10 protein-coding genes are annotated in these 12,501 nt (G+C 60.5%); 7 read left to right on the top strand and 3 right to left on the bottom strand.

Translation table 11 applies throughout. From position 1 onward, the window contains the following. The coding region (locus tag OKC31_RS17060) for a hypothetical protein (protein WP_270657307.1) at positions 1–183 on the top strand (183 nt) is incomplete at its 5' end. Between the two features lies 1 nt (position 184). On the opposite strand, the gene recN is transcribed toward OKC31_RS17060, so the two are convergent. Both recN and OKC31_RS17070 read right to left on the bottom strand, forming a co-directional pair. Continuing rightward, a complete protein-coding gene (gene recN / locus OKC31_RS17065; protein WP_270657308.1) occupies positions 185–1,849 on the bottom strand; it encodes a DNA repair protein RecN in 1,665 nt (554 codons plus the stop codon). Positions 1,850–2,007: 158 nt separating this feature from the next. Continuing rightward, positions 2,008–3,321 (bottom strand): 6-phospho-beta-glucosidase, encoded by a 1,314-nt coding sequence (locus tag OKC31_RS17070; RefSeq protein WP_270657309.1) that lies wholly within the window; start codon positions 3,319–3,321, stop codon positions 2,008–2,010. Between the two features lie 162 nt (positions 3,322–3,483). Here OKC31_RS17070 and OKC31_RS17075 point away from each other — a divergent pair, with 162 nt between their 5' ends. Continuing rightward, positions 3,484–4,416 carry a LysR substrate-binding domain-containing protein gene (locus OKC31_RS17075; protein WP_270657310.1) on the top strand — a complete coding sequence of 311 codons (933 nt, stop codon included), beginning with the start codon at positions 3,484–3,486 and terminating at the stop codon, positions 4,414–4,416. Here OKC31_RS17075 and nadK read toward each other — a convergent pair. Next, positions 4,413–5,297, bottom strand: coding sequence for an NAD(+) kinase (gene nadK, locus OKC31_RS17080; protein ID WP_270657311.1), 885 nt, complete (start codon positions 5,295–5,297; stop codon positions 4,413–4,415). The two genes, OKC31_RS17075 and nadK, sit on opposite strands and share 4 nt — an antisense overlap. 291 nt (positions 5,298–5,588) lie before the next feature. On the opposite strand from nadK, the gene grpE reads away from it, so the two are divergent. The 5 genes from grpE (at position 5,589) to OKC31_RS17105 (ending at position 12,461) form a co-directional block, all read left to right on the top strand. Further along, positions 5,589–6,164 (top strand): nucleotide exchange factor GrpE, encoded by a 576-nt coding sequence (gene grpE / locus OKC31_RS17085; protein WP_005338036.1) that lies wholly within the window; start codon positions 5,589–5,591, stop codon positions 6,162–6,164. Between the two features lie 297 nt (positions 6,165–6,461). Further along, positions 6,462–8,390: a molecular chaperone DnaK gene (dnaK, locus tag OKC31_RS17090; RefSeq protein WP_005338034.1), complete on the top strand. Its 1,929-nt coding sequence runs from the start codon at positions 6,462–6,464 to the stop codon at positions 8,388–8,390. Positions 8,391–8,491: 101 nt separating this feature from the next. After that, on the top strand, positions 8,492–9,634 hold the full coding sequence (gene dnaJ / locus OKC31_RS17095; protein WP_005338032.1) for a molecular chaperone DnaJ: 1,143 nt from the start codon (positions 8,492–8,494) through the stop codon (positions 9,632–9,634). 264 nt (positions 9,635–9,898) lie between these two features. Beyond that, on the top strand, positions 9,899–11,389 hold the full coding sequence (locus tag OKC31_RS17100) for a carbohydrate porin (RefSeq protein ID WP_270657312.1): 1,491 nt from the start codon (positions 9,899–9,901) through the stop codon (positions 11,387–11,389). Positions 11,390–11,504: 115 nt separating this feature from the next. After that, complete coding sequence (locus OKC31_RS17105; protein WP_270657313.1) at positions 11,505–12,461, top strand: aminoimidazole riboside kinase; 957 nt, start codon at positions 11,505–11,507, stop codon at positions 12,459–12,461. Positions 12,462–12,501: the final 40 nt, after the last annotated feature.

Raw genomic sequence — 12,501 nt, forward strand, 5'->3', positions numbered from 1 at the left:
GCTATTGGCTATTGGCTATTGGCTATTGGCTATTGGCTATTGGCTATTGGCTATTGGCTATTGGCTATTGGCTATTGGCTATTGCTGACTGTGCAGGCTATGGCACTCGTTCGTGCCTGTGCAGTCAGCATGTTCTGTCAGCGTTATCAGTCGCCATCGCTGCAAATGGGCTTTATTGCCTGATTCAGCGACGCAGCAGCTCGCGGGCATTGGCCAATGTGTTATCGGTGATCTGGTCGCCACCGAGCAGGCGTGCCAGCTCGTTGAGACGGGCTGTCTCATCAAGGGCACTCATTTGGGTTTCGGTGGTTTTGCCATCGGTATGCTTGCTCACCACCATATGCTGGTGGCCGTTGCCTGCCACCTGAGGCAAGTGAGTGACCACCATCACCTGAGTGGACTCCCCGAGCTGGCGTAGCAGGCGACCTACCACAGCGGCAGTCGGACCGCTGATCCCCACATCCACCTCATCGAAAATCAGGGTCGGAGTGGAGATCTTGCGGGCGCTGATCACCACGATGGCGAGGCTGATGCGCGACAGCTCACCGCCGGAGGCCACCTTGCCAAGCGGCTGGATCGGTTGGCCTGGGTTGGTGGTGACCATAAATTCCACCCGATCTATACCCAGCGGAGAGAGGCTGCTCTGGGCATCGGGGCGCACCTCGATGGCAAAGCGGCCATCGGGCATCGCCAGTTCGTGCATGCTGCTGGTCACTTTGGCGCCCAGCTCCTGGGCGTAACGCTGGCGACTGTGGCTCAGGGCTTCGGCGGCCTGCACAAAAGCCTGACGGGCATCGGCCAGCTCATCTTCCATCCCCTCTAACCGCTCCTCATCGGAGTTGAGGCGAGCGAGATCCGAGGCCAGCTCCTGATGGTGCAGGGCCAGGTCTGCCGGTTTGACGTGGTGCTTGCGAGCCAGATTGATCGCCTTGGAGAGACGGGCCTCCAGCTCGTTGAAACGCTCGGGATCCAGCTCCAGCCGATCGAGATAGCTGCGCAGTTCGCTGTGACTCTCCTGCACCCCGATCAGGGCTTCGTTCAGCATCTCCAGTACCGGGGTGAGGCGGCTATCCATGCTGACCAGCCCCTCGGCCCGATCGACGGCTGATTGCAGCAGCCCTGCGATAGTGGTCTCTTCGTTGTCATAGAGCAGATCGAGGCAAGCCCCGCACTCTTGCATCAGTTCTGTGCCGTTGGCGAGACGCTGGTGCTCCTCTTCTATCTCTTCGAACTCCCCTGGTTGCAGGGCAAATTCGTCCAGCTCCTGCACCTGGTACTCGATCAGCTGGCGGCGGGCTTCCCGCTGCTGCTGCTCGGCCTTGAGCCGGTTCAACTCGTTTTGCAGTTGGCGCCACTGCTGATAGTGCTGGCGCACCTCGTCGAGCAGCAGATGGTGACCGGCATAGCCGTCGAGCAGGGCGAGCTGGTAGTCGGGTTTTAGCAGCATCTGGTGGGCATGTTGACCGTGCACGTTGACCAGCAGCTGGCCCAGATTCTTGAGCTGGGTGAGGGGGACAGGCACGCCGTTGATATAGCTGCGTGAACGCCCCTCGGCGGAGATGACTCGCCGGACGATACACTCACCTTCGTTTTCCAGCTCGTTGGTGGCGAGCCAGGCGCGGGCGGCCGGGTTGTTGTCGAGCAGGAAGCGGGCGCTGACCTCGCTTTTATCGCTATCGGGTCGCACCATGCCTGCTTCGGCCCGCTCTCCAAGACAGAGGCCGAGGGCGTCGATGGCGATGGATTTACCGGCACCGGTCTCCCCGGTAATGCAGGTCATGCCCGCTTGCAGATCGAGTTCGAGAAACTTGACGATGGCGAAGTTGTTGACGGTCAGCTGGGTCAGCATGGTCTCATCCTGTATAGGTCAACATTACTGTGTATGCATCCAGTATATACTGGTCTTATATACAGTAAAGAGGTGGCCACCATTTTTAAGCGAAAACGGGCCACCAGAGTGGTGACCCGTACAGGACCGAGAGGGGGCGATGAGAGGCGTGACGCCGCTCAGTGGAAGGCTGACATCAGATCCGGATGGGCGGCGATCACCTCGTCCAGTGCCTGCTCCAGCCGACTGCCACTGGTGATGAGCGGGTTGAGCACCAGGGCACGCCAGGCTGCGTGGCGGTTGCCGGTGATGGCGGCCTCGATGGTGAGCTGCTCGAACTCTTTCATCAACTGCAGCAGGCGCAGGGTGTCTTGCGGGAAGGGGGCCACGTTGAGCGGCAGCGGGCCTGACTTGGTGATAAGGGAGCTGACCTCCACCGCGCACTCATCCGGCAGACCGTTGATGGCGCCATTGTTGCGGGTGTTGACGTGCATGATGATGCGCTTGTCGTTGTGGATGGCGCTCATCAGCTCGCATGCGGCTTCCGAATAGTATTGGCCGCCGCGTCCTTCCAGCGCCTTGGGCTTCTCGGCGAGATCCGGGTTGCGATAGAGATCGAACAGCTGTTGCTCGATGACCTTGACCACCTCGCCCCGGGTACCTTCGCCATTGGCCTCACCGAGCTCCTGCTTGAGGATGTCGTCGCTCATGTAGTAGTAGCGCAGATAGGCACAGGGGATCATGCCCAGATTGGCCAGCAGGTCCTTGGGCCAGGCAAAGGGGGGAATATTGCGCGGCACCAGCGGATCCTGCCCTTGCGCGAGCCGGGCAATCACGTCGCCGAGTCGGTCCTGGCCCTGATGCTGGATCTGGCGTACGAAGATGAAGTGGTTGAGCCCGGCCACCTGCATGATGAACTCCTGCTCATTCTGGGTCTCCAGCAGGGTAGCGACCCCTTTTTGCATGATCACCGGCACGTTGCACAGCCCTACCGCTTTGATCTTGCTGTGACGCAATACCGCTTCGGTCACCATGCCTGACGGATTGGTGAAGTTGAGCAGCCAGGCATCGGGGCAGAGGCGTTCCATGTCGGCGGCGATCTGCAAGGCGATGGGGATGGTTCGGCAAGCGTTGGCAAAGCCGCCCAGTCCATTGGTCTCCTGACCGATCAGACCATATTTCAACGAGATCCGCTCATCGCTGATGCGGGCTTCCAGACAGCCGGCGCGAAACTGGGAGCAGACGTAGTCGGCGCCTTGCAGTGCCTCTTCCCGATCGAGCCGGGTTTCAACCCGTACCGCCAGCCCGGCTTTGGCCAGCATGCGGCGGGTGAGGGCAGCGATGATCGCCATCTTCTCGCGGCCATCGTCGATGTCGACCAACCAGAGTTCGCGCATTGGCAACTCGTGCTGACGCTGGATCAGCCCTTCAATCAGCTCCGGGGTATAGCTGGAGCCAGCACCGATGACCACAATCTTGAGTCCGTTTTTCATTGTCCACCTCATGAACAGGGATAGGGGTTGCACCTATTAAAGAGGGGCGTGGATGGCCAGACAAACGAAATAAGGGGCACTATGGATTAGCCAGTTTCATCCATAAGTGGAAGTGGCATACTAATGCCCTGCACCGTAACGATCGTGATCACGAGGTTATCCATGCTGGTACAACAGAACACCCTAGCCCTGCTGCACACCTTCGAGAGCACGGCCCGTCATCTCAGTTTCACCCGCGCCGCCGAGGAGATGAACCTCACCCAGGGGGCCATCAGCCACCGTATTCGTCATCTGGAAGGGCTACTGGGGTTTCGCCTGTTTATTCGCCTGACCCGCAAGCTGGCGTTGACGGAGGAGGGGGCGAGACTGTTGGCGACCCTGAGCCACTCCCTGCGCCAGATCAACGAGGAGATCGAGGATATCCGGGCTCAGGATCTGCGGGGGACGCTCCACGTGGGGGTTGCGCCTACCCTGGGGCTCAACTGGCTGATGCCAAGGTTGCCCCGTTTCCAGCAGCGCTGGCCCGGGCTGAACGTCATGATGCGGGTACGGGCGGGGGCAGTGGATTTCAACGAGGAGCGGGTGGATCTGGCCATCTACTACGGCGCCACCCGTTGCAGTGATCTGCACCGGGAGCTGTTGATGGAAGAGCAACTGGTGCCCGTCTGTTCTCCCGAATATGCCGAGCGGCTGGGATTGCTGGCGGATCCGGCCCGGCTGGCGGAGGCCTGTTTTATCCACGCCTCCGAATCGACTGATGTGCAGCAGCTCTTCTCGGAGTGGCGCCACTGGTGCGAGGGCGCGGCCATGGCTCTGCCCTATGAACAGCGTCACTACGGCTTCAATCACTATCAGATGGCGCTGCAGGCGGCGCAGGGCGGCATGGGCGTCGCAATGGGGCGGGAGGTGCTGGTGTGCAGCTTGCTGGCGCAGGGCTCGCTGGTGGCAGTGGGTGGCCCGCGGGTGCCAGCCGGGCGCAATTACGAGCTGATTTCGCCGCGGGAGAACCGCGAGCGACCGCGCTTTCGCGCCTTTAGCGACTGGCTGCGCAGCGAGGTGGCGCTCAGCCAGTCAGGCCCTGAACCGGTTCTTTAAAACAGCTTGCTACCCCAGCCGAGCTTGTTGCGCAGCACATGGAAGTAGCTGTAGTCGAGGGGATGCACCAGATGGAGCTGGTGGTGGCTCTTTTTGATGAGGATCTCGTCCCCCGGGTGTACCGCCAGCGTCACCTGACCGTCACAGCTCACCTGCATGGCGTCATCCTGATTCTCTGGCGAGACCAGCAGTCGCACTTCACTGTCGGCATCCAGCACGATGGGACGGCTGCTCAGGGTGTGCGGGAACATGGGCACCAGCGTGATGGCGTTGAGCTTGGGGGTGAGGATGGGACCACCGGCCGACAATGAATAGGCGGTGGAGCCGGTCGGGGTGGCCACTATGATGCCGTCCGAGCGCTGGCTATACATGAAGCTGCCATCGATATAGACCTCGAACTCGATCATGTGGGCGATCTTGCCCGGGTGCAGTACGGCTTCGTTGACCGCCAGATTGCTCGATTTGCGCTCGCCGTGGCGATAGACCGAGGCTTCCAGCAGGAAGCGGTGTTCGCTCTTGTAGTGACCGGAGAGCACCTGCTCCAGTGGCAATAGATAATCTTGCGGCGAGAGGTCGGTCAGAAAGCCGAGGTTACCCCGGTTGACCCCGATCACTGCCACATCGAAGCGCGACAGCACCCGTGCCGCCCCCAGCATGTTGCCGTCACCGCCGACCACGATGGCGAGATCGGCCTGCTGGCCCAGTTGTACCAGATCCATCACGTTTTCATCGAGGATGCTCAGGGTCTGGGCGACCCGGCTCTCCACCAGTACCCTAAAGCCGCGGGCGGTCAGGTATTGATGCAGGCCGGTCAGCGTCTGGTTGGCCCCCTCATGGTGGGGTTTGCCAATCAGGGCGATGGTTTTGAACGGAGAATCCATAGTCAGTCAGATCTGGGATGGGTATTGCGGGCCAGTATACAGTGCTTTGCTCCGCTTGTGACGCTCTCCCGTGTGACGGGGCTGGCTATCCCCTTGAGGCTACTGGTTAAACGGTGAGCGGTAACCCGGATAAACCGACGGTTGCTGCTATTCAGCAACCCTGATTGCCCTTTACCCCTTGAAAGCCGGGGATGCATCCCCATAATAGCGCCAACATAGTCGGTCTGTTGTCGTCCGGTCGCTCAACCAGACGTCAGGGCCCTCATAAGTAACCCCGGAATTGGAGATGTCATGAACCACGAAGAGCAAAAGGTTGAAGCGATGGAGCAAGTGGAAGCCCAGCCAGTCGAGCCGACCGATGTAGACAGTGAAGTGACAGCCGAGCAGGCCCGCATTGCCGAACTGGAAGCGCAGCTGGAAACCGCCATCCAAAAAGCGGCGGAAGAGCGTGAACGCGCCCTGCGTACCGCCGCCGAGATGGAGAACCTGCGCCGTCGTACCGAGCTGGATGTGGAGAAGGCGCACAAGTTTGCTTTGGAGAAGTTCGCCAACGAACTGCTGCCGGTGCTGGACAACCTTGAGCGTGCCATCGAACTGGCCGACAAGGAGAACGAAGCCCTCAAGCCGATGATCGAAGGTGTCGAGCTGACCCTGAAATCCATGCAGAGCGGTGTGGCCAAGTTTGGTCTGGTGGCGCTCGACCCGATCAACCAGCCGTTTGACCCCAACGCCCATCAGGCGATGAGCATGGTGCCGAGTGCCGATGTGGCCCCGAACACCGTCATTGCAGTGATGCAGAAGGGCTATGACCTCAACGGTCGGGTGATCCGTCCGGCCATGGTGATGATCGCCAAAGCGGTCGACTGATTGGCTGTGGGTGCCCGAGCCCGCCCTGTGGCGGGCTTTTTGTTTCGCAGTGCAGCACCTGTTCATCTTGCCCGGTTTACGGCTCAACGTGACCGCGCAACCATGACAAAGGGTGTGGTTTTTTAGGGTTGGGGCTTGAAGCTGCGTCTGGCGACCCCATATAGGTAGCAAGGCCGCGGCGGCACAAAAAATTTGATGCCGGGAGCTTGAAAGCCAGATTGGCAGCCCCCACCTAGCCGTTAACGCATTAAGGCGAGTTCCTCGCCAGTTTATTCAAAGTATTTGGAGATTCGTCAAATGGGTAAAATCATCGGTATTGACCTGGGTACTACCAACTCCTGCGTCGCTATTCTGGATGGCGACACTGCTCGCGTGATCGAGAACGCAGAAGGCGATCGTACTACTCCGTCCATCATTGCCTATGCCGATGATGGCGAGATCCTGGTTGGTCAGCCGGCCAAGCGTCAGGCCATCACCAACCCGAAAAACACCCTGTTCGCCATCAAGCGTCTGATCGGTCGTCGTTTTGAAGATGAAGAAGTGCAGCGTGACCTGAAAATCATGCCGTACGCCATCGCCAAAGCTGACAACGGCGACGCCTGGGTTGAAGTGAAGGGCAAGAAAATGGCACCGCCGCAGATCTCTGCCGAAGTGCTGAAAAAGATGAAGAAGACCGCCGAAGACTACCTGGGCGAGCCGGTAACCGAAGCCGTTATCACTGTTCCAGCCTACTTCAACGACGCCCAGCGTCAGGCTACCAAGGATGCCGGTCGCATCGCCGGTCTGGATGTAAAACGCATCATCAACGAACCGACTGCTGCTGCATTCGCTTACGGCGTGAACAAGGTCAAAGGCGAGCGCAAGGTTGCCGTATATGACCTGGGGGGCGGTACTTTCGATATCTCCATCATCGAGATCGACGAAGTTGAAGGCGAAACCACCTTCGAAGTACTGGCGACCAACGGTAACACCCACCTGGGTGGTGAAGACTTCGATAACCGCGTCATCAACTATCTGGTAGACGAGTTCAAGCGTGAGCAAGGCATCGACCTGCGTAACGACCAGCTGGCTCTGCAGCGTCTGAAAGATGCCGCCGAGAAAGCCAAGATCGAGCTCTCTTCTGCCCAGCAGACCGACGTCAACCTGCCGTACATCACTGCAGATGCCACCGGTCCGAAGCACATGAACATCAAGGTGACCCGCGCCAAGCTGGAATCCCTGGTAGAAGACATGGTGAAGGACTCTCTGGAGCCGGTTCGTGTCGCCCTGAAAGACTCCGGTCTGGCTGTTGGCGAGATCGACGACGTAATTTTGGTTGGTGGTCAGACCCGTATGCCGCTGGTTCAGAAGACCGTTGCCGAGTTCTTTGGCAAAGAGCCGCGTAAAGACGTCAACCCGGACGAAGCCGTGGCCATGGGTGCTGCCATCCAGGGCGCCGTACTGTCCGGTGACAAGACCGACGTACTGCTGCTGGACGTCACCCCGCTCTCCCTGGGTATCGAAACCATGGGTAGCGTGATGACTGCGCTGATCGAGAAGAACACCACCATCCCGACCAAGAAGTCCCAGGTGTTCTCGACTGCCGAAGACAACCAGTCTGCCGTGACCATTCACGTGCTGCAGGGTGAGCGCAAGCGCGCCAGCGACAACAAGTCTCTGGGCCAGTTCAACCTGGAAGGCATCCGTCCGGCACCGCGCGGTCTGCCGCAGATCGAAGTGACCTTCGACATCGATGCCAACGGTATCCTGCACGTCTCTGCAAAAGACAAAGAGACCAACAAAGAGCAGAAGATCACCATCCAGGCCTCCTCTGGTCTGTCTGATGACGAGATCGAGCGCATGGTACGCGAAGCCGAAGCCAACGCGGCCGAGGACAAGAAGTTTGAAGAGCTGGTACAGGCTCGCAACCAGGCTGATGGTCTGGTCCACTCCGTACGCAAGCAGATCACCGAAGCCGGTGAAGCCCTGCCTGCCGACGACAAGACCAAGATCGAAGCTGCTCTGAGCGAGCTGGAAGCGGCCATCAAGGGTGACGACAAGGCTGCTATCGAAGCCAAACAGCAGGCTCTGCTGGAAGCGTCCCAGAAGCTGATGGAAATTGCCCAGCAGCAGGCTCAGGCCCAGGGTGCAGCCGGTGCTGATGCCGGTCAGTCCTCCTCTTCTGCCAAGGCTGACGACGACGTAGTCGACGCCGAGTTCGAAGAAGTGAAAGACGACAAGAAGTAAGCCCTACCCAGATGGGCGAAGTCCGCTTCGCCCATCGGCTTGGTCAATGAATTCACGGGCGTTGGGTAACCAACGCCCGTCTGCGTAACCACAGGATGAGTATGTCGAAGCGCGATTTCTACGAAGTACTGGGTGTGGCGAAAGATGCCGACGATCGCGAGATCAAGAAGGCGTACAAGCGCCTGGCCATGAAGTATCACCCGGATCGTAACCAGGGTGATGCCGCATCCGAAGAGAAGTTCAAAGAGGTCAAGGAAGCCTACGAGGTCCTGACCGATGCCAACCTGCGTGCCCGTTACGACCAGTACGGCCATGCCGGTGTCGACCCGAGCCAGGGTGGCGGTGGCCACGGTGGCTTTGGCGGCGGTGCCGACTTCGCCGACATGTTTGGTGACGTATTCGGTGACATCTTCGGCGGTGGCCGTGGTGGTGCCCGTCGTGGCCCGGCCCGTGGCTCCGACCTGCGTTACACCATGGAGCTGACGCTGGAAGAGGCGGTACGCGGGGTCTCCAAGGAGATCAAGGTGCCGACCCTGGTTCACTGTGAAGTCTGTAACGGCTCCGGTGCCCACACCGGCAGCAGTGCCCAGACCTGCCCGACCTGCCACGGCTCCGGCCAGGTGCAGATGCGTCAGGGCTTCTTCGCGGTGCAGCAGGCATGTCCGCACTGTCACGGTCGCGGCAAGATCATCAAGGATCCGTGCCGCAAGTGCCACGGTGAAGGTCGCTACCAGCGCACCAAGACCCTGTCGGTGAAAATTCCGGCGGGCGTCGATACCGGCGATCGCATCCGTCTCTCCGGCGAAGGGGAAGCGGGGGAAGCAGGGGCACCGGCAGGGGATCTCTACGTACAGGTGCACGTCAAAGAGCACGAGATCTTCGTGCGTGACGGCAACAACCTCTACTGCGAAGTGCCCATCAGCTTCACCGCAGCTGCGCTGGGTGGCGAGATTGAAGTACCGACCCTGGATGGCCGCGTCAAGCTCAAGGTCACTCCGGAGACCCAGACCGGCAAGATGTTCCGCATGCGCGGCAAGGGCGTGAAGTCAGTACGCTCCGGCCAGGTAGGGGACCTGATGTGCAAGGTGGTGATCGAGACGCCGGTCAACCTCACCGAGCAGCAGAAAGAGCTGCTGCGCCAGCTGGACGAATCCTTCAGCGGCGCCGCTGCCAAGACCCACAAGCCGAAATCGGAAGGCTTTTTCGAAGGGGTGAAACGCTTCTTCGACGATCTGACCAGCTGATTTCAGCGACCCGAATAAACAGAGCCGGCCTTGTGCCGGCTCTTTTTTTGCCCGCCGTTTAGCCAGGGTCCGCCCTATTGAGTGGATCCTGATGAGGGATCCTCCTCACAACTCCCGCCAATTCCTGCTGTACAAATGTTATCCCGCTCACACTATTGCTGAAACGGTTTAGTTGCTGTATTGAGTTGGCTAAAGCGGTTTAGCTATGCTCTGGCTGTCGATAACAACAGCGCCCGTTCGGGCTACAGATGACAGGTGAGGAAGATGATGATGTTCAAGAGCAAGTTGGCGCTGGCGGTAGCGCTGGGATTGGGGATGAGCAACCCGCTGTGGGCGGCGGATGGCGGTATCGAGGCCCGTCTGGCGGCGCTGGAGGCGCGGGTACAGGCGGCTGAAGCGAGAGCCGAGGCAGCAGAGAGCCGTGCCAGTCAGGCGGAAGTGAAGGCGAGCGCGGCGAGTGAGCAGGCGCAGGTGGCCGACAACCGCAGCCAGAAGGTGGATGAGAAGACCGCCGGTGCCCAAGGTTTCGAGTTTCACGCTTACGCTCGCTCGGGCCTGTTGGTCAACAGCAATGGCAACGGTGGGCGCGGCGGCCCCTACATCACGCCAGCCGGTTCGGTGGGCGGGGCTGTCGGTCGTCTTGGCAACGAGGATGACACCTACATGGAGGCCAACCTGCTGAAAACCCAGACCTTCGAGGATGGCAGCTGGGCCCGCTACAAGCTGATGCTGGCTGACGGGGTGGAGACCAGCAACGACTGGACCGCCAGCGATTCGAGCCTCAATACCCGTCAGGTGTTTGCCGAGATCGGCAATCTGGCGAGCTTCGACGGCCCCTTCAAGAATGCGGTGCTGTGGGCGGGTAAGCGCTTTGATCGGGACAACTTCGACATCCACTGGCTCGATTCCGACGTGGTGTTCCTGGCCGGTACCGGCGGCGGTGTCTACGACGTGCAGCTGGCCGATAGCTGGAAGGCCAACTTCTCCCTCTATGGCCGCGATTACGGCGACATCAGCGCCAGCGGTCTTTCCGATATCGAGAGCTACATCCTCACCATGAACAACCGCGTCGGCAACTGGCAATGGATGGTGAACGGTCTCTCGGCCAAGGACAATGATGCCCGCATCAATGACAAGGGGGCGGGCAGCGAGGCGGCGGACAAGGGGGCACACACCCTGCTGGCCTACCACGGCGAGAGCTTCTTTGGCATCAACCCCGGTTTTGCCAAGGCGGCGGTGCTGTACGGTCATGGGCTGGGGGCCGAGGTCAAGGGGCTGGGCTCTGACAGCGAGCTGTTGCCGGACGCCGATGCAGTGCGGGTCGCCGTGTTTGGCGCCACCGATCTCAACTCGCGCTGGCGTTTTGCCCCGGCCCTGCTAGCCGAGCAGAGTCAGGATCGCTACGTGAAAGGGGACGAGTACCGCTGGCTCACCTTCAATACCCGGGTGGCGCAGGTGCTGAGCCAGAACGTCGAGCTGGTCTACGAGGCGGCCTGGCAGTACATGGATCTCGACCCCAAGGGTTACAAGGGACGCCAGGCGGTGAACGGCAACTTCACCAAGCTCACCTTCGCCCCCACCTTCAAGGCGCAGACCGCCGGTTTCTTCGAACGTCCCGAGCTGCGGGTGTTCGCCAGCTGGATGGACTGGTCCTCCGAGCTCGACAACTACGCCAGCGACGATGCCATGGGCCAGAGCAACTTCACCGCCGGTGGCGAGTGGAACTTTGGCTTACAGATGGAAACCTGGTTCTAGTTCGTTATCCCGATCACAAAAATGGCAGCCGGTGCCGAGATCTGTTGGTTGGCTAAAACGGTTTAGCTGATAATGCCAGCCAACAGAACAGAGTTCGGGTTTGACCGTGGATCCGATGCAGCAGTGGAGTAGCAAGGTGACGAATCGAGTGTGGGTAATGGGGGATGCGGTGGTGGACTTGATCCCGGAAGGGGCGTTGAACTACCTCAAGTGTCCGGGTGGTGCGCCCGCCAATGTGGCGGTTGGTGTGGCACGGCTGGGTGGCGATGCGGCCTTTATCGGCCGGGTTGGTGCTGACCCGTTCGGCCGCTTTATGGCCGACACCCTGAGCGGGGAGGGGGTGGATATCGGTGCGCTACGGCTCGATCCTGACCATCGCACCTCTACCGTGCTGGTGGCACTGGATGATGAGGGGGAGCGCAGCTTCACCTTTATGGTGCGCCCCAGTGCCGACCAGTTCCTCACCCCAGATGAGTTGCCCCACTTCGATGCCGGTCAGTGGTTGCTGACCTGCTCCATCGCGCTCGCCAACGAGCCGGTGCGCACCAGCTGCCTGCAGGCCATGGCGGACATCAAGGCGGCAGGCGGGCGGGTCTGCTTCGACCCCAACCTGCGCCCCGAGGTGTGGGGCAACCCGGCCGAGATGCTGCCGCTGGTGCGTCAGGCAATTACACAGGCGGATGTGGTCAAGCTCTCCATCGAGGAGCTGCAACTGCTGAGTGGCGAGGATGAACTGGCCGCCGGGCTCGCCACTCTCTCTGGCCCGGCGCTGGTGCTGGTGACCAGAGGGGCGGCCGGGGTGGTGGCTCGCCTTGATGGCGAGTTGCTGGAGTGGGTGGGGCAGAAAGTAACGCCCATCGACACCACGGGGGCGGGGGATGCCTTCGTCGCCGGTCTGCTGGCGGCGCTGGCCGGGCGCTCGTCGCTGCCGACTCTGGCCGAGCTACCCGCCATCCTGGCTCAGGCCCACGGTTGCGGGGCGCTCGCCACCACCGCCAAGGGGGCGATGACGGCGCTGCCGACCCGCTCCGAACTGGATGCCTTTTTGCGATCAAGCGCAAGCGGCTGTTGAGCTGAGGCTAGAAGCTCGGCTCGACAGCCCCTACTCTCAT

It is taken from the genome of Aeromonas sp. Y293-4 (assembly GCF_027705905.1).
GTDB classification, from domain to species: Bacteria; Pseudomonadota; Gammaproteobacteria; order Enterobacterales; family Aeromonadaceae; genus Aeromonas; species Aeromonas veronii.

Coding starts and splice junctions, on each gene's coding strand:
- recN (WP_270657308.1), bottom strand. CDS start 1,849: ATGCTGACCCAGCTGACCGTCAACAACTTCGCCATCGTCAAGTTTCTC.
- OKC31_RS17070 (WP_270657309.1), bottom strand. CDS start 3,321: ATGAAAAACGGACTCAAGATTGTGGTCATCGGTGCTGGCTCCAGCTAT.
- OKC31_RS17075 (WP_270657310.1), top strand. CDS start 3,484: ATGCTGGTACAACAGAACACCCTAGCCCTGCTGCACACCTTCGAGAGC.
- nadK (WP_270657311.1), bottom strand. CDS start 5,297: ATGGATTCTCCGTTCAAAACCATCGCCCTGATTGGCAAACCCCACCAT.
- grpE (WP_005338036.1), top strand. CDS start 5,589: ATGAACCACGAAGAGCAAAAGGTTGAAGCGATGGAGCAAGTGGAAGCC.
- dnaK (WP_005338034.1), top strand. CDS start 6,462: ATGGGTAAAATCATCGGTATTGACCTGGGTACTACCAACTCCTGCGTC.
- dnaJ (WP_005338032.1), top strand. CDS start 8,492: ATGTCGAAGCGCGATTTCTACGAAGTACTGGGTGTGGCGAAAGATGCC.
- OKC31_RS17100 (WP_270657312.1), top strand. CDS start 9,899: ATGATGATGTTCAAGAGCAAGTTGGCGCTGGCGGTAGCGCTGGGATTG.
- OKC31_RS17105 (WP_270657313.1), top strand. CDS start 11,505: ATGCAGCAGTGGAGTAGCAAGGTGACGAATCGAGTGTGGGTAATGGGG.